Here is a 17,737-nt window from a genome sequence, read left to right on the forward strand (position 1 = left end):
TGATGATGTGCTTCAGGAAATGAAAAAGAAGATCAATAAGGCAGGTTTAGCCCATTACAATAAGGTTTATCTAACGAAGCGAGGAAAAAAATTGAATTATAATAAAACAAAAATATGAGATTTACCAGTTTTCTAATTGAAGAATCAAATGTGGATCATTAACAAGATAGAACGGATTTGTTCACTTGCAGAAGGAAAAATGCTATATTATATGCCGACTTTCTTTTTGATCTTCTGAACTTCTTTACGGGTTTCCCAATATTCATCATGAACCATTTTAATCTGGTCGGACAAATCCTCACCCATCTCATCAATTCGCCGATTCGTTTTTTTCAGCTCACGTTTAATATCTGTGATGTCTTGTTTCATCTCAACGATGTCTTGTTTCATTTCAACGATGTCTTGCTTCATTTCAACGATATCCTGTTTCATCTCGTTCATTTCAACGCGCATGCCTTTGACGTTCGCGTCAACTTCTTTAATCGCCTGCATGATCATGCTCAATTCCTCAGCCATAATTCAGCACCTCCTTTAGCACTACTATCATAACAGCTGCCAAATGAATCCTGCAAGAACGTAGTCAGACCTTCTTACCTGTTTTTTTGTTGATTATTCACAGCTCAGCCAAGTTGAATTTATTTAATTCAAAAAATTTTTTAATGACAAAAGAAATAATTGCTGAAGTCTTGAAAATAAAAAAAGAGGCACCCCTTTTCGGCCGCCTCAAAAGTCATATCAGATTAGTTTTCTCTTAACTGTTCTAATAAATTTGTTCGTATACAATGTATAGTTGCATGTTTTTTCGTTCAAGTTCGGACTCATTCGAATAATCCGTGGTTTGGTCTTGTCACTGCTGAGTCCATGAGATTTGGCTACACAGATCCGGCCGTCAACCGAACTGATTGTCATGTAAAACGGATGATGTTCACGCACCTTATGAAGATAATGCTCAACTGCCTCATCCACATCTGTTGTTACAAAATAGAAATGTTCCTTATGATCGGCTTTCCGATCCTCTTCGAGTTCAATAAAATTAAAGCGGGGAATTTCAGTTCCTTGCAAGTCGCAACACCTCTCTCTTACTTTATTCTTGAAGAAGCGAAATGATTCCTGCATGTGACTACATAAATGAGCTGCCGGTACCCCATGATCACAGATCCATTCTCCATCATGCTTGCTTCAATCTGACAAATCTGTAAGACTGGAGGTCAGACCTGTAAGGGAGCGTTGCGCAATCTCTTGTATACTAAGCTCATCATCTAAAACAGGAACAGGGAGCGTGCATGATGTTGTTACAAGTCAATCACTTGCAGAAAATTTTCCAGACACGATTCAGTAAAGAAAAAACAATTGCCTTACAAGATGTGAACTTTAGCGTCGAGGACGGGGAGTACATCGCCATTATGGGCGAAAGCGGTTCGGGAAAAACAACGCTTTTGAACACATTGGCTACACTAGATAAACCGACATCAGGATCCGTTATCCTGAATGGTCATGATGTGACGAAAATTAAAGAAAACAAGCTGGCGGAGTTTCGCCGCGAACATCTGGGCTTTATTTTTCAGGATTTCAATCTACTTGATACGCTGTCGGTTCGCGACAACATATTCTTACCGCTTGTGCTTGGCCGTCAAAAAGTTCGCGTGATGGAGCAACGTTTAGAAAAGCTAGCACCAAAATTAAACATTGCCGATCTGCTGAACAAACAGCCATTTGAACTGTCGGGCGGTCAGAAACAGCGCGTCGCCATCGCCCGCGCCTTGATCACCGAGCCGGAACTTGTCCTGGCCGATGAACCAACTGCGGCGCTTGATTTCAAGAACAGTGAAAGCTTGCTCGCTCTGCTTGAAGGGATCAACGAAACCGGTCAGACCATCTTGATGGTCACGCACTCGGCGATCGCCGCAAGCCACGCCAAACGCGTGTTGTTTATTAAAGACGGCCGCATTTTCCATCAACTTTACCGCGCAAAACGAGAGGCAGCCGAGTTCATGCAAGAGATCAGCATGACGATGACCAATCTTCTCGGGACAGAGGTGAGATAAGTTGTTTTACGTGAAATTAGCCAGTCGCAATATCCGTCAATCCATGAGCAATTTCCTTCCCTTTGGCCTTTCAAGTGTTGTAATGTTTCTCATGAATCTGATGATCGCGACAATTTTGTTTAGTCCGAGTTTGAAAAAGCTGCCAGGATGGGGAAATTTCGCGATGCTGCTGGGCCTAGGTTTGATCGTCCTGACCATCTTCGCGACCATCTTTATGGTTTACAGTTATCGATTTTTACTTAAAAGACGAACGAAAGAATTTGGTCTCTACAACATTCTTGGTCTGAAAAAGCGGCATATTGCTCGAATTTCCATTCTGGAACTGCTGATGATGTTCCTTGTGACCGTCGTTATCGGAACCATTTTAGGCATTATTCTTGCCAAGTTTCTCTATCTTTTCCTCATTCATCTCGTTGGTGAAAACTACTTTGACTTGCAGTGGAGCCCACTTGCGGTTGGGATCGTTACCATCATGTTTGCGTGTATCTATCTGTTGCTCATGATTATCAGCAGCTGCTCAATCCATCGGCACTCCAGTCTGGAGCTGCTTCACAATGCGAGCAAAGGAGAAAAAGAGCCCAAGTCGCGCGGCATTCTGGCTTTACTCGGCATCATTTTTTTAGCGATCGGTTATTACCTTGCCCTTACAGTAGCCTCTCCGCTCGATGCCTTGACGAAATTCTTTATCGCCGTGCTGTTTGTCATCTTCGGTACGCTCCTGTTCTACATGAGTTTTACCATCTGGCTGCTCAAACGGCAGAAAAAAAACCAACACTATTACTATCAACCCAAGCATTTTATTACCGTTTCAAGTATGCTTTATCGAATGAAACAGAATGCGGTCGGACTCGCCAACATTACGATTTTGGTCACGATGACCTTCGTTACCTTGGCGACAACGGTCGGTTTATTTTCCAGTATCAACGGATTTCTGGACGACCATTTTGTTCGCAACACGACCATCACTATTCACGCGACAGAGCCGCGAAGCACCGCGCTCATTGAACAGGTTGCTGAAAAAAACGGAATACCTTTAAAAAATGAGATTTCCTATGAACTTTCGCCCAGTTTAATCGGAACAATGAAAGACGGAACGTTTAAAAATAAGCAAAACCTTTCCGATCTTACCTCCGTGAACTTTATGACCGCAAAAACATATGAACGGCTGACAGGGAGGACGATTAATCTAAAAGGAAGTGAGGCCATTGCCTATCCGGCAGTGGGCAGCCTCATTGAGAACAAAGTGACGTTTGGAAATCACACGTTCGAAATCAAGTCAAAGATTAGTGGCATTCGAAACTTTCCATCGATCAGTATGACAGCATCAAACTGGCTGATTCTGATTGTGTCGAACAAGGAACAGATTCAGCCGATCTTAGCTGATGCGGCTAAAGCGATGGGCAGTCCTAACAAGCTTGGTTTTGAGACAACGATCAGCGCGGATATGACGACAACGGATGCGAAGACTCTTCAAACTGCTTTGTCTGACTACCGAGCAAACGGTGACAAACCAATTCGGCACATTAATCAAGACAAAAAATCAACACCTGAGGGTATGCCGCCGACCTTTGAACGTTATGATGACATGCACGAGCAACTCCTATCTTTTGCCGGCGGGTTCCTGTTCATCGGTTTGATCTTGGGCTTCACCTTTATTCTCGGTACCGCATTAATCATTTACTACAAACAAATCTCTGAAGGGGAACAGGATAAACGCAGCTTCGAAATTCTTCAGGAAGTCGGTTTGAGCAGTGAGGAAGTGCGGCAAACCATTCGCTCACAGGTCCTTCTTGTGTTCTTCATGCCAATTGCCGTCGCCATCGTCCATTTCGGTTTCGCCTTCATCATGATTCAGAAACTGATCAGTTTATTCGGCACAACCCGATTTGGTTTGCTTCTGCTGACCAGCACCGGAACAATTGCTGTCGTAGCCGCCATTTACTACATTATCTACAAACAGACGAGCCGCGCGTACTATCGGATTGTAGAGCGGTAACAAATAAAAGGGTATCCTGGTTGCGGGTACCCTTTTCGTATTTGTCCCAAACCGTAAAAATCAGTAGAATAAATGTAGCCACTCATTATAGGAGAATTTTTGATGACAAAACTATTTATTGTAGAAGATGACGCGGCAATGGTGAAACAGCTGCGGTCAGCACTGACTGAATGCACAGTTGTTTCCGTACAGAACTTTCGCAGCGTCCGCCAAGAAATTGAAGAAGCACTGCCGGATTTGATCTTAATGGACATTACCCTACCCTATTTTAACGGCTTTTACTGGACAACTGAACTTCGAAAGCACGCAACAACACCAATTATCTTTCTCAGTTCGGCTAATGATGAAATGAACCAAGTCATGGCAATGAACATGGGAGCTGACGACTATGTCACAAAACCGTTTTCGGTAGAATTATTGAAGGCAAAGATCAATGCTCTGCTGCGCCGAACCTACAATTTCTCTCAAGCGCAATTGACCTTCAACGGATTCATATTGGAGGGAACAGAATTGAAAAAAGGGCAGGACAGGGTCGATTTGACACCAACGGAAGCCAAGTTGCTACGCACATTATTCGAGCAACCCAACCAAACCGTTTCCAAAGACGTACTGCTCGCAAAACTCTGGGAATCCGATGACTACATCGATGCCAATACCCTGCAAGTCAACATTGCCCGCATGCGCAAAAAATTGAATGTCATCGGATTCGATTACATCGGAACAGTGCGAGGTGTCGGCTATGTACTGGCGTGAACGAAAGCATTATTTTTATACGGTCTTGGTGATCGTGGCTGTCATGGGACTGACCTTTTATCTGCGCGGTCTGCCTACGCGTACCTTCTGGTCAAGCTTATTATTTGGAGCAACTGTCCTCGTCATTTTCGGCAGCTATGATTATTACCGATTTCAACGCCGCCATAAAGAACGCCTCAATCAAGTCGTTCCTCAGGTTGACTTGAAACCCGTGTCGCAAGCTGAAAAAGATATGCTGAAGTTGCTTGATGAACAAAAGGAATACTACGAAAATAAAATCGCTCGAATCAAACAATTTGATGAGGACTTAACCGACGTGGTGCGCATGTGGAGCCACCAGATGAAAGTACCGCTGTCTGCGCTTGACTTAATGGGCCAGACGCAAGATTTTACAGTTGAGGAAATGAAAGAGCAAACCTTTCAGTTAGAGAACTACCTGGAGATGCTACTCCATTATCTGCGCTTGAACCATGAACAGACGGATTACCGTTTTACAAAGGTGCCAATAAAGCCGCTCGTCCAGGCGATCGTTCGCAAATTCGCCCCACTGTTTATCCGAAAAGGGCTGAGCGTAACCGTCGAAGGCGACGCATCCTGGACCACAGACGAAAAGTGGCTTTCTTTTGCCATTGAACAAATCATTAGCAACGCCGTCAAATATACCAAACAAGGCAAGGTCAGCATCCATATCGCTCCGGACTCCATACAAATCAGCGACACAGGCATCGGCATTTTAAAAGAAGATCTGCCACGCCTGTTTGAACACGGCTTTACCGGCTACAACGGTCGCCGCGACAAAAAAGCTACCGGTCTAGGCTTCTTCTTGGCAAAAGAAATTGTCGACCGACTTTCACTAAGCATTCATGTTGATTCGGAAATCGACAAAGGGACAAGTGTGACGATAAGGAGAAATGATAAAGACTCATCGCAAATGATTTGAACCATGTACTTTTCCATCTTCTGTTATTCTAGGGATGAAGCTGCGTGCATTTGATTAGTTTCCCTTCTAACCGCTCTTCAGATCAAAATAAAAATCCCAAACACATCCGTTTGGATTGTACCTGATATCCGCATTGATAGATCACAGGTGAAAAAAGTTTTTTATTATTTTTTTCTGAAAGTCGAATGTCCATAACACACTTGTTCAGTTTATTGTAGATTTTTATACTCAAAACTGCAGACCACAGCGGCGAACTTTCGGATAATCCCTATGTAAATACACATAAGACCGACGTATTAATTCTTGTTAAAAGATTTGCTGCTAATCTTACAATTTTTCTATCCCAACTTTAACATAGTTTGAAAAACATCAAGGATACCTGTTTCGATCAAATGACTGTCTTAAAAAGGAATCCCCATCTGACTTGCAGATGGGGTTATTTGACACTTATGAATTAATAAAAAGTAGCTTTAAAAATTCATTCTACTATTGTTTAATTAGCAATACTGATTACTATCTGTTTTGGACTACTGATTTATCTATAGTCCAAATTACTGAGGTGATTTTTGTACAATACTGCTGGCGAGTACAGCTTGATTCATACCCTCATCCTTATTATAAACGTCATTCACTCCGGCAAAACTAAATATCACCTTGGCAATCGATCTTCTCGATTTGGCATACCTTTAAACTTCGTATGGGGTTCCATCTGGTACCAATAGGCCACCGTAGAGATATCATCAGCGCGTTCGAATAATCCGATATCATCATTTCCCAGGTCTTGGAAATCTACCCTCAGACGACTGTGGAATGCGATAGGATCCGGGAGGTGCCAGCGATAAAGTCCGTGCATTGGCAAAGCATCTGAGCCAAATGCGTGAACTGGATTTGGATCCGGTTTTCCTGCGCTGAAACGCTCCCGCGTGTGATCCTTCGTCGATTGATATGGATAGCCCTGGAAGAGGGTGCAATAGTTCAGTGCATGCGGTAGCTCGCCGAACTTGTGTTCATGGAATGCCCAGGCACCGCCAAAGTAATCTTCAGCCCCAGTCGAGGTAACCGTCGGGTATTCAGTGTCTTCATCGATATAGAACTTGACTTCACCTTCACCCCACCAGTATCTTTGCAGGGCACATAGGGCCATAAAGGTCCCAACATAGTATCCCTTTCCCTGGATGTTATCAATCAGCGTGTAGTCAGAACCCTTTTGCACAGGATTTTCCCGATTCCATCTAGCATGAAAATACAGTATTTCTTCATTGGTAAGCTCGGTTTCAGCATAGTTTACAGTGTAGAAAAAATGTTTGATAAAAACTGGATGTTCATTGGTAATGGTGATCAGCGCATGTTTTTTAAACGGCATCTTAAAGTAGCAGTTCATTCCAGAAGTCGGGTTAACAACAACCGGCAACGAGTTAACCAGATAGCGCGTACCGAATCCGTTGCAGAAGAAGTCCCCCAATGGCGTTTCTACCGAAGGCGTTTCTTCTCCGTCCCAATAGATGCGCAGTACCAGATCACGTAGAACGAAGCTTCCAGCCGTTGTTCGATCCGTGACAGTCATCCAAATATGACGAATTTCTCCTGATCCTTTTATATCAGCTAAAATAGCGGTTTCACCTGGATTCAGGGAAATATCCGGAGAACCCTTCCGCGCAGGTCCCAGCTTACCTGGTTTCATTGCGGCTTTACCGGGCTCCCCAGTTTTATTTTCAGATGAAATCGTCCTGCTTTGTTCATTATGAAAATGCAAAATATCATCAAATAATCCCATGACACCAATCACTCCTATTCATCTTTTGAACTTTCTTCATATACAGAAGCAAATGCGTTGACATACATAATTTGGGATTTTGCTTTAGTGATGATCTCAGGAATATTTACCGCTTGACCGCTTTTCACAGCCAAGGTAATTTCAAGCGCCAATGGCAGATTGATCCCGGTAATTAAGTGCACTTTTGACGACATATAGGGGTAAAAGGCCTGATTCACACTCCCATAATTCAGGTCTGTCAAAATGTAGCACTCATCGTCATTATTAAGTTGCTTACCGATGGTTTTTGCTAATTCTTGATTATTTCCGTTCACATATGCACAAATTGCCTGAACGCCATCGACTGAGCCTGTTAGATAGTCAAGAGTCTCTTTGAAGCCTTTTGCTAGTGTATAGTGCGTTGCAACAATAATCTTCTTCATACTCATCAGTTCCTTATGCTAAAATTCCGAATGCTGCGCTGAACATTGCGATGACAATAAACAAAAGAATAACCCATGTCATGCTGATTTTCTTTGATTTCAGTAATCGATATGCAATGAACACCAGCAGGACGGGTATCAGTTGAGGTAGAATCTTATCGATCATAGGCTGGATTTTCATTGCAACTTTTCCAAACTGAAAGTTCAGCGGAGAGGCAACGCTGATAACTGAACCAACCAGAGCCCCAACAACAGTGATTCCTAAAATTGAAGCAGCTTCAGTCAGATAATTGATCTTGTCGCCATATTCAGTAATAACCTTAGCACCCTGCCTGTAACCGAATTCGAAGCAGTGCATCCGAAAAAAGAAGATCAATGCGATTAAAGCCATCCATAAGAAGATACCAACCGGATTATTTTCCAAAGCCATATATGCAGCTATCGATCCCATGATAGTTGGAATCATCGTCATTAAGAGTGAGTCGCCAATCCCGGCTAATGGCCCCATCGTCCCGACTTTGAAGTCTTGGACAGCGTCTTTAGCCTTCAATCCCTGCCGCTCTTCCATCGAGACACAGGCACCAAGGATAATAGCAGCAAGCCACGGCTGAGTGTTGTAATATTGGAAGTGGCTATTCAGGGATTTAACGTAATTGTCATCCTGCTTGTAAATCTTTCTTAAAATCGGGGATAGCGCGTATGCAACGGAAGCCCCTTGTTGCGTTTGATAATTGAACGTACAGACACTCATTAACCAACGATAATTAGCTTTACGTAGATCCTTCTTTGTGACGATGGGACCATAAATGTTGTCTTGCTTTTTCTTCATTTGCTACTCATCCTCCCCAATTTGTGATCCGTTGTTTGCGGCAACTGCGGTTTTGAGTTGATTGTCTTTTTCTGCGCGCTTATAAAAACTGAATGCCAAAGCAAAACCAACGATTGCGGCACCAATGATCGGAACTTTCAAGAATGCTGCTATGAAGAAGCCAATCAGCAAATAATTCGTCAACTTCTTTGTTGGCATATAGTTTAGTAACATCGCAATTCCTACCGCTGGCAGCATCTTTCCAGCAAGAGTCAGGCCAGACATAAACCATGCCGGCATGCTCTCTAAGAGAAAGTTGACAGCGGATTGACCAAGCGTGACAGAAACGAAGACAGGAATGGCCGCTGACAGTCCAAAGAAAACTGGACCCAGCCATAAGATAGCGTTCATTTTCTTAAACTTATGTTGATTAGCATACTGCTGAGACTTTCGTACAACAAAACCGTTAAGAATCTTGACTATAACATCAAGCTGAACACCTAACATACCTACCGGCAACCCAACTGCCAACCCTGCGCTAACACCAAGAGATGTACCGAATGCAGTAGCGATAATGGCAGTCGTTCCATAATCAGGTACCGAAGAGCCTCCAAAACCGGCAACGCCGAGGGACATTAGTTGAACTGTCCCCCCGACGATCAACCCGGTCTTAACATCACCCATAAGCAGGCCCGTGAAGAATCCCCAAAAAACAGGATAGTTAACAAATATCATAGGAATTCCGTAATAATCGACGTGTTTTATAAAAGCTAAAGTCGTTAATAGAACAATCTCAATGATAGTTAAATGCATCCTTAGTTCACTTCCTTGTCTCGTAAGTCCGCACTGGTTAATTTCACTGGCTTATTGGCCGGAACAAATTGGGTGATAAGCTGAACACCCTGACTTAATAACTTTTGATAATCCTGCAATTCTTCCTGTGTCGCATATGCACGTTGAGAAAGCTGAATGCCATCCGGCTTGACCAAGGTGCCGCCAATGATAAGCTCTTGAATATTGACCCCTTGTTCGACAAGGTGTACAAAGATGTCTGGTGTCTTACAAATGATGAATACCTTTTCCGCATCGTATTTTCCAATTGAGAAGTTTTGCAACGCTTTCTCTTCGGTGATAATTGAAATTGCTGTCCCCGCAGGACGGGCCATCTTCATGCTGGCTTTAGCGATCTCGTCATTAGCGGTTTTGTCGTCAATTACCATTACTCGGTTGGCTCCGGACGTTGGTGCCCACTGGGTCACGATGATCCCATGTAATAAACGGTTATCAATTCTTGCCATAACAATACTCATTACCGTTTCCTCCTTTTTTTGTCTTATTTTTTGCGTTCAATATTAGTTAAGCAAATGGCGTGCCACTTAGTGGGCACGCCATTAATTAGTATGAAAATCACTGTTGTTGCGGGACTTTATCCAGTAAATCATAAATGTACGCGAGCTCTGTCGTTGGAACTTTGACACTATACATTTCCTCTATGACACTAAATGCGGCTTTAATATTTCGCAATTCAGGTTGATGTTCACGAATAAGTCCATTAAGATCGCCGTAATTTTCAATTGGTTCATTTCTTATCAAACGTTCAACGAGACTACTAATATGCACGTACAGCGCAACCTTTGTTTTATTGTCCAAGGATTTATTGGTAACACTCGTGTATTTATGCATGAACAGCTCGATTGCACGCATAATCGTGTGTGCATCAAGGATAGTGAGAAGGCTAAGAACACGTTCGATTGTAAAATTCCTGACGATATTCTCGCTGAGCTCGGTTGCCTCTTGATCGTCAGCAGGACTGAGAATACTTGCCAAGTAGTCAAAACTATTGCCGGATATCAATGACTCCAATGAGATAAAGGGGGTGTCTGGAAGAGATGGATTCATGGTTCCAACAACGGCCATACAATGATAACTGGTTAAGATCATTTCTCTGATTGACTTGTTTTCCAATTGTTTTTCATCATATGGAAACACCTCTACCTTCATATCTCGAGGAAAACTTTCTGTTAAGAGGTGTTTGATCTTTGAGGCCGTTCCCTGGCCAGTGGCGCAACACACAATAATGATATTCTTTTTAACTCTTTGAGGGTAGATAAGAGAAGTCTTTATGTGCTCCTCCTGTTTAACTGCTTCCAGGATATGTTCGATGTTCTTGTGGTTTTCAATACTTTCCGCGACTTCAAGAGCAATCGCTGTTGATGTGTTCGTGACCAGGCCAATTGGAAAGTCCACGTCTACGGAGATCTGACTGTTGATTTCCGTCAACGATCCCATATCGACCAATAGAATAAGTCCTTGAAGGAATTCTCGCTGAGATATAAATTTCGACAACTCACGTCCGATGTCGGTGGGCTTTAAATCAAAAGGCATGTCCAGGGCATCAACCACCGAGCGTCCAACCAATCGGTTAGCAACTTCAGCCATACTGCTCGCAGTAGATCTTCCATGAGCAATTAATACACAACGAATAGTGGGGGCTTCATTTGAAAGCACTGCGCTGGTTAGGTACACTGCAATGACGATCCTATCAATGATATCAGCTTCATAGTTCAATGTATTATTAAGCAATCGCAGAAAGAATATTAGAAGTTTTTTCTCAAATGTGTTAAGAAAGTGCTCTAATGTTATTGCGCCTATCATTTGAGATATCTGGTTCCGAAAAACATAAAAGTTTCTCAAATAGAGGTACTTGGCAAGTTCTGAACTCAGGTTACCTATAAAATCCACGTGAAACTGTTCCTTGAATGAATCCAGAATCCATGTGATGCCTCGGTTAAGAAAAGCATACTGGTCTGTCTCTAGTGAAATCAGGTCATCTGATTCAAGAAAATCAGTCAATGTATTGATCTTATCCAATAATTGCTGACGTGTGGTCGAATCGGAGCGAATCAGCTGATCTAACTCCTTAAGCGTGTTATTAATCTGTAATTGAATACGACAGTGTTCTGAAAGCTGACTGATTTCAGAGTTCTTATTGATCACTATTGACGTGCTATTTGTCTCACTACTTTGCGGGGTGGCGATTTCTTGAACTCTTAATTCTGTTGGTAAGCAACTAAGGTCAATCTTTATTGAGTTTCCTATTGTTTTCCCTTCACGCAAATTGACTAGGGCATTGGCAACGGAGAGCGTCACAAAGTTCTTAAGATCCCCAATGTTGTTTGCATAGTTAGCCTGCATGAGTGCATGCTTTACCTGTGGACTGATTTCAAGTGCTCTATCGACTTTCATCGATTCACTTTTGTAAAATGCTAAGAGAAGCTGCTCTAATTCATTCTTTGGTCGACTAAGCAAAGAAGGTATTTTTACATGTATTGGAATACGGCGAATAAATGTTTGAAGAAAATTACTCTTTATGTCCTCCGTAGTCGCCATCACTAAGCGTACGTTAACCTTTCGATTTAAGCCAGTTGATCCAAGTGACGAGACAGTACCTCGGTCAAGGTAACTAAAGAGTTTTTCTTGTCCTTTTGAGTCTAATCTGTGCACTTCATCAAGAAATAGCATGCCATTATCCGCTTCATCGAACAGACCTTTTTTATCGGTTTTCGCCCCTGTAAAGGCACCTTTAACGTAACCAAACAAAATACTTGAAAGAAGCTCCGGATTATCGGAATATTCCGAGCAATTAAGATGAACGAACTTACCATTGGAAGTTAAGTAGCCCATCTGTATACAATACTGATAAAAGATGTAGGCTAAGTAACTCTTCCCTACGCCAGTTGGTCCTGCTAGCAGGACAGGCAGACCATTGACTGGATAACCTGCAGCTGCTTTTAGTTGTTCGATCTGATTGTGAAGTGATCCATTAGCCCCCGTTACCTTTGAAAAAATCGAATGGTTTGGCGTGCTTGAGAAACTCTCCATCAACTCGTTGACATTTTCGTATTGTTTACTTAATTCAAGCGAATATTTATCTTCCAAAATATGCTTGTCCAAAAATAAAACCGGTCTTGTGTTTATCTTAATAAGAAGACCTTGCTTGAATAATTCGTTTAGGTAGTGGCTTGCCGTATTACGCTGTATATGGAGGTTCTTGCAGACATATCCAGCAGTAAAAACGTCGCTGTTATCTTCATCTAGCTTCTGGGTATTATAGGCAATTAACTTCTTGATTTCGTCTTTAACACTCATATAAACCCCTCACTTAGAAAGCCAAATATCTTTGACACTATTTTACTTATCATTTTAGTGTCAATGGTCTATCATTTCAAGTTCCAAAGTTACGAGAGTATCAAACATCTTGTTTAAATTGAACCCGCACAAAACCATTATAATAAAGCCTGATTTTCTTGCTTCGTCAAAAACTATATCAAATTGTTGCTGGTTATTCCGAAGATAATGTGGCCGACCAGTTTAGGAAAGATCCCGTATTTACTCACATCATTTGAACGGAAGCACTCGCTTCCCAACCCAGTTTATCTCGTTTTTTAAATGGCTTGACGAACAATCCATCGATGGGCTCAGTCAATCCAATCAAGAAATTTTTGATAAAGTCCATCATTTTAGAAGATCAGAGTGTCTCATTTTTGATCTGGATGCAACGCATTCTGATACCTACGGAAAGCAAGAATCCTCAGCCTATAATTCTTATTCTTATTATGGAACATAGGGTTCCCCCTAGTTGCTTTTAACGGCATGACAGGAGAACTTCTTGAAGCTAAGCTGTGCCCGGGTAATATGTATACGTCAAATGGCATTGTGAATTTCATTCAACCTCTGATTAAACGTTCCAATGATAAGTTTCCAGAAACGTTATTATTTTTGCGTGGAGATAGTGGTTTTGCCATCCCAGATTTATATGCTTTATGTGAAAAAGAGCCTGTTTATTTCGTGATTCATCTGAAGTCTAATGCTCAGCTGCAACGGCTTGCTAACGAGTATCATACTGCAACTGTACCTTCTGATGTCTCAAAAACTGAGTGCTATTTTGAAGAAACCATCCATCAAGCCAAATCCGTGATAGAAGCCTAGAAAGGTTATCATCCAATCGGTACGTCCTGCTGATGAATTGCTGTTTACCCATTCCTTTGACACTCGAACCCGTAAAACATCCCCATTTTCTAACACTTTCTCATAAATATCATCTCTTGATCTATGTCTCAGGAAAACATAATCATCGTTTTCCAAATATTTTCGAAGATCTTTCCACTTAGGCAAGGATCAGTTTTTTTACTCCGTCAATCTCTTGTTGAGACAATATATTTAAAACGTATGGGAGATGAGATTTCCTATTGGGGGCATGGTAATATTTATCAAAGTGAGCGTAATAATCTTGAGCATATTCGACTAATTGAGTTGCTGCATCATCAAGTAGATCATTCACTGAATTTCCATAAGTAACAATGTCTTGAATTGGAAGCAAAGACCCAACTAATGAACCGTTATCCTCTTGTTCATACTCCAAAGCAAATGTCTAACCAAAAAAAGCTTCCGTCACCATTGTTTGATACAAAGACCAAAAAACGTCGTGATTACGTTTCACAGCCTGAGGCTTATCATGAATGACCGTATCAATAAATCGGCTAAAGTCTTTTCTGACTTGGGTTGCCTGTAATGCATCCTGCAAAATCACTCCTCCTCACCTCCGATTATAAAAAGAAGCCAGTCAAACGTACATTATGTACGTTTTCAAAAAATAGTACACTTAGAATTTTTCTTCATTTCTGCCGTCCTTCTGGTCAGTGGGGATGAATTGATCGTACAGTTCTGTTAAGGGAATCCTTCAACTATGATCTCAGAACTATTGAATCATCTAAAATTTTCATAATTCTCCCATTGACAGTTGTTCAAAAAGAGTATAAAGTAAAAACACTTTCAAAATTCGTGAACAACTAAATGCAATGATGGGGAGAGTAACTTTTATTTAACCTAACAGCGAGCTTCGTCCGGTGCAAAGGAAGCAGGCTTAAATAAAAGTGAAAGTAGCCCTTGAGCGGTGAATGCGACATTCGAGGAATGAAGTGTTCAACGGCAGCACCCGTTACAGTGCCAGCGTCTTGCCGACGTCAATGTCGGCAGTACGTGGTGAGGCGGTAAGCCAGTGATGGCGCCGCAAGCAAAGGTGGTAACGCGTATTCCAACGCCCTTTAAAAGCATGATGATGCTTTTAAGGGGCGTTTTTATTTTTACCATTTTCAAGGAGGAGTTTACACATGAACACAGAGAATCAGCAATCCAAGCTGACATTCATTAACTATCTAACCATCGGATCACTGCTTTTCGGCATGTTTTTTGGTGCCGGCAATTTAATTTTTCCACTGCATCTCGGACAACTGGCAGGCGGTAATTGGCTTCCCGCCGCGATCGGTTTCCTGCTTTCCGGCACACTGCTGCCGCTGCTTTCGATCATAGCCATCAGCATCACCCAGAGTGAAGGAATCTATGATATCGCCCGACCAATTGGCCATCATTACGCACTGATCTTTCTCATTTTGGTTCACGCCACACTGGGACCGATGTTCGCCACGCCGCGTACAGCCACGGTACCGTTTGAACTTGGCTTTGCGCCATATATTCCGGCAAACCAAACATGGATCTGGCTGCTCGTCTACTCTGCCGCCTTTTTCACACTGACCTATTTCTTATCACGCAGAGAATCGCGTATTATCGACGTCATCGGCAAATTGCTGAATCCGCTGTTCTTAATCTTGTTATTTATTATTTTCTTATTCGCTTTTCTCAAGCCGATGGGAGATGCCGGACAAGCAGCAGCGACGAGCGACTATGTGCACGCCGCGCTGACAAACGGTTTCCTCGAAGGCTATAACACGATGGATGCTTTGGCCGGTCTCGCTTTCGGTGTCACCATCATTACGTCCATTAAACTGATGGGTGTCCGCAACCCCAAATCCATCGCTGCGGCAACCGCAAAATCCGGAATCATTTGCATCAGTTTTGAAGCACTCATTTATCTTGGCATGATTCTGATCGGCGCCATGAGTCTGGCAAACTTTAAACTTTCGGAAAACGGCGGGATCGCTTTCGCCCAAATTGCGAATCATTATATGGGCGCAGTGGGCAGCGCCATCTTGGCCACTTTGGCTACCGTCACCTGCCTCACCACCGCGATGGGGCTGGTTACCGCCTTTGCCCAGGATTTCCATAAACAATTCCCACGGATCAGTTATTTAGCGTTCCTGCGTTTTACCTGTGCCATTTCGTTCATCATTGCCAATGTCGGCTTAACACAAATTATCTCTTGGTCGCTGCCGATCTTAATGCTCCTGTACCCGCTCGCGATCACGGTAATTTTCTTATCAATCCTGTCACCATTGTTCAAAAAATCGCCGATCGTTTACCGAGTAACCACGGCCTTCACCTTGATTCCGGCGTTATTTGACACGATCAACGCCCTGCCACCGATCTTGAAGCAGACGGCACCGATTCAATCACTGGTTCACTTCGCAAGCAGCTATTTACCGCTCTTTAATCTCGGTTTTGCTTGGGTACCGTTCGCACTCATCGGCTGCATCCTCGGCATTGCCGCGTATACTCTGTTCCGCCGCGTCCCATCGATGCAGCTGAACCCGGAGATCAACGCAAAACAATAATAATCCAATATAAAACAATTAAGGACAGCCGCTGTCAGACAGGGCTGCCCTTTTTGTGTTTAGTGAAAATGCTTGTGCGAGCCATCGCAGTTGGGCTGTTTTTGAGATGATCCACCCACTCAATCATTTAAGCCTTTTCCATTGAGAATATTCAGCACCGATTTTTCAACCCGTGACACGCGTGTTGCCGATCTTTTGGCTTGGGAAAAATAAAGAACATACGCTCTTTGCCGCCCCGGCGTCAACCTTCAAAAATTTGCCTATTTTTCGATTTGAACTTCAATCCCATGTACTGTGCCCCTATTGGATAACTGTTTTATCATCGCTCTGTACGAATAATTTGGATTGGATATGAATACCTCAGCACTGAAACTACCATACCATAGTATCAACCTGTCCGTGCCATCTTAGGAACCGGCCAGAGAGAAAAGAGTCTCGTGGCCATTGGAGAAGGATATGGATGATTCTGAACTTCAGGGCATCCTCTTTCCCGAAAAACATCAATCGGATTTGAGAAAACAACCAGATTGTAGTTTATCTTCGTCAGGAGATGACCCGAAGTAGTGTGACAATGTCTCTACTCTGGCATGAATATGTTGAATCCTGCAGACAGCGCCGAGAAATTCCTTACAGTTATCAACAGTTTTGCCGGTTTTTACACCCCGTTAGTGATTATGTCACAGGACAAACCATCACTGCCTATGTCTTTGTATCCGTATTACCATGTAGCCAATACGCCTATGTCAAAGCCTTTTTATCCATAGATACACAGAGCTGGATTACTGCTCATGTAATTTAAAAACCGGTGTTGATCGATCTTTCCAGACAGAAAGTCAATAGAAAAACCGCTGTGCAAGTGAATTTACAGCGATTTTTGGTATGATCGTTATACATTCTGGGAATGTAGGATACAGGGATGGATCAAGTATAATAAAACTAGAATCAACGAAAAACTCGGTAGTCGAAGTCCGATTCAATATCGGATTTCAACCACCGAGCAAGTCGTCTAACAAAATAATGCATAGATTTTGGGATTCAAATCAATTTTTTGACTATGAGACACCCTCATCAATTGCCTGGCAGTGACCTACTCTCACAGGGGGACAGCCCCCAATTACCATCGGCACAGAAGAGCTTAACGACCGTGTTCGGGATGGGAACGGGTGTGACCTCTTCGCTATGACCGCCAGACGAACCGGCTCACATGAGCCTTCAAAACCGGTAACGAAAGTTGCGTTGTCAAGTAAAACATCCAAAGTTCTGGGTTAAGCCCTCGACCGATTAGTATCTGTCCGCTTCACACGTCACCGTGCTTCCACTCCAGACCTATCAACCTCATCATCTCTAAGGGGTCTTACTGATTTAAAATCATGGGAAATCTCATCTTGAAGGGGGCTTCATGCTTAGATGCTTTCAGCACTTATCCCGTCC

Annotated in this window: 15 protein-coding genes, 2 rRNA genes, 2 pseudogenes and 1 other annotated feature; of the genes and pseudogenes, 6 read left to right on the plus strand and 13 right to left on the minus strand. The window is 42.8% G+C overall.

Annotated features, from left to right (window positions below; genetic code table 11):
• Positions 1-207 precede the first annotated feature (207 nt).
• Both BM003_RS11135 and BM003_RS11140 read right to left on the minus strand, forming a co-directional pair.
• The gene (locus BM003_RS11135) at positions 208-516 is read right to left on the minus strand and encodes a coiled-coil domain-containing protein (RefSeq protein ID WP_093673079.1); all 309 of its coding nucleotides are present in this window, start codon (positions 514-516) and stop codon (positions 208-210) included.
• Between the two features lie 219 nt (positions 517-735).
• The gene (locus BM003_RS11140) at positions 736-1,062 is read right to left on the minus strand and encodes a hypothetical protein (RefSeq protein WP_093673081.1); all 327 of its coding nucleotides are present in this window, start codon (positions 1,060-1,062) and stop codon (positions 736-738) included.
• 224 nt (positions 1,063-1,286) lie between these two features.
• On the opposite strand from BM003_RS11140, the gene BM003_RS11145 reads away from it, so the two are divergent.
• The 4 genes from BM003_RS11145 to BM003_RS11160 all read left to right on the plus strand — a co-directional run bounded on the left by BM003_RS11145 (position 1,287) and on the right by BM003_RS11160 (position 5,734).
• Positions 1,287-2,045: an ABC transporter ATP-binding protein gene (locus BM003_RS11145; RefSeq protein WP_093673082.1), complete on the plus strand. Its 759-nt coding sequence runs from the start codon at positions 1,287-1,289 to the stop codon at positions 2,043-2,045.
• A 10-nt stretch (positions 2,046-2,055) separates the two neighbouring features.
• Positions 2,056-4,041: an FtsX-like permease family protein gene (locus BM003_RS11150; RefSeq protein ID WP_245734230.1), complete on the plus strand. Its 1,986-nt coding sequence runs from the start codon at positions 2,056-2,058 to the stop codon at positions 4,039-4,041.
• Between the two features lie 102 nt (positions 4,042-4,143).
• Complete coding sequence (locus BM003_RS11155) at positions 4,144-4,794, plus strand: response regulator transcription factor (RefSeq protein WP_093673086.1); 651 nt, start codon at positions 4,144-4,146, stop codon at positions 4,792-4,794.
• On the plus strand, positions 4,781-5,734 hold the full coding sequence (locus BM003_RS11160) for a sensor histidine kinase (RefSeq protein ID WP_093673088.1): 954 nt from the start codon (positions 4,781-4,783) through the stop codon (positions 5,732-5,734). Before BM003_RS11155 ends, BM003_RS11160 begins: the two co-directional genes overlap by 14 nt.
• Before the next feature lie 649 nt (positions 5,735-6,383).
• On the opposite strand, the gene BM003_RS11165 is transcribed toward BM003_RS11160, so the two are convergent.
• The 6 genes from BM003_RS11165 to BM003_RS11190 form a co-directional block, all read right to left on the minus strand.
• Positions 6,384-7,508 carry a glycoside hydrolase family 172 protein gene (locus tag BM003_RS11165; RefSeq protein ID WP_093673090.1) on the minus strand — a complete coding sequence of 375 codons (1,125 nt, stop codon included), beginning with the start codon at positions 7,506-7,508 and terminating at the stop codon, positions 6,384-6,386.
• A 14-nt stretch (positions 7,509-7,522) separates the two neighbouring features.
• Positions 7,523-7,930, minus strand: a complete 408-nt coding sequence (locus BM003_RS11170) for a PTS sugar transporter subunit IIA (protein ID WP_177184758.1) — start codon at positions 7,928-7,930, stop codon at positions 7,523-7,525.
• Positions 7,931-7,943: 13 nt separating this feature from the next.
• On the minus strand, positions 7,944-8,759 hold the full coding sequence (locus tag BM003_RS11175) for a PTS system mannose/fructose/sorbose family transporter subunit IID (protein WP_093673094.1): 816 nt from the start codon (positions 8,757-8,759) through the stop codon (positions 7,944-7,946).
• Between the two features lie 3 nt (positions 8,760-8,762).
• Positions 8,763-9,551: a PTS mannose/fructose/sorbose/N-acetylgalactosamine transporter subunit IIC gene (locus BM003_RS11180; protein ID WP_093673097.1), complete on the minus strand. Its 789-nt coding sequence runs from the start codon at positions 9,549-9,551 to the stop codon at positions 8,763-8,765.
• Positions 9,552-9,553: 2 nt separating this feature from the next.
• The gene (locus BM003_RS11185; protein WP_093673099.1) at positions 9,554-10,048 is read right to left on the minus strand and encodes a PTS sugar transporter subunit IIB; all 495 of its coding nucleotides are present in this window, start codon (positions 10,046-10,048) and stop codon (positions 9,554-9,556) included.
• 97 nt (positions 10,049-10,145) lie between these two features.
• Entirely contained in the window at positions 10,146-12,887 is a 2,742-nt protein-coding gene (locus BM003_RS11190) for a sigma 54-interacting transcriptional regulator (RefSeq protein ID WP_093673101.1), read from the minus strand.
• Between the two features lie 158 nt (positions 12,888-13,045).
• Here BM003_RS11190 and BM003_RS11195 point away from each other — a divergent pair.
• Positions 13,046-13,785: pseudogene (locus BM003_RS11195) on the plus strand (transposase); the annotation flags it as partial.
• A 120-nt stretch (positions 13,786-13,905) separates the two neighbouring features.
• On the opposite strand, the gene BM003_RS11200 reads toward BM003_RS11195, so the two are convergent.
• Together BM003_RS11200 and BM003_RS17670 are read right to left on the minus strand one after the other, a co-directional pair.
• Complete coding sequence (locus BM003_RS11200) at positions 13,906-14,160, minus strand: hypothetical protein (RefSeq protein WP_093673103.1); 255 nt, start codon at positions 14,158-14,160, stop codon at positions 13,906-13,908.
• A gap of 9 nt (positions 14,161-14,169) precedes the next feature.
• Positions 14,170-14,322 carry a hypothetical protein gene (locus BM003_RS17670; RefSeq protein WP_177184759.1) on the minus strand — a complete coding sequence of 51 codons (153 nt, stop codon included), beginning with the start codon at positions 14,320-14,322 and terminating at the stop codon, positions 14,170-14,172.
• A 265-nt stretch (positions 14,323-14,587) separates the two neighbouring features.
• Positions 14,588-14,846, plus strand: a binding site (T-box leader).
• Between the two features lie 62 nt (positions 14,847-14,908).
• Between BM003_RS17670 and brnQ the strand changes: the two genes are divergently transcribed.
• Entirely contained in the window at positions 14,909-16,306 is a 1,398-nt protein-coding gene (gene brnQ / locus BM003_RS11205; RefSeq protein ID WP_093673105.1) for a branched-chain amino acid transport system II carrier protein, read from the plus strand.
• 119 nt (positions 16,307-16,425) lie between these two features.
• Here the strand turns inward: brnQ and BM003_RS11210 are convergent.
• The 3 genes and pseudogenes from BM003_RS11210 to BM003_RS11220 all read right to left on the minus strand — a co-directional run.
• A pseudogene (locus tag BM003_RS11210) lies at positions 16,426-16,551 on the minus strand (YdeI/OmpD-associated family protein); the annotation flags it as partial.
• 829 nt (positions 16,552-17,380) lie between these two features.
• Positions 17,381-17,497: ribosomal RNA gene (gene rrf, locus BM003_RS11215) — 5S ribosomal RNA — on the minus strand.
• 70 nt (positions 17,498-17,567) lie between these two features.
• A 23S ribosomal RNA gene (locus tag BM003_RS11220) occupies positions 17,568-17,737 on the minus strand; the annotation flags it as partial.

This window comes from Sporolactobacillus nakayamae (assembly GCF_900113325.1).
Lineage (GTDB): Bacteria > Bacillota > Bacilli > Bacillales > Sporolactobacillaceae > Sporolactobacillus > Sporolactobacillus nakayamae.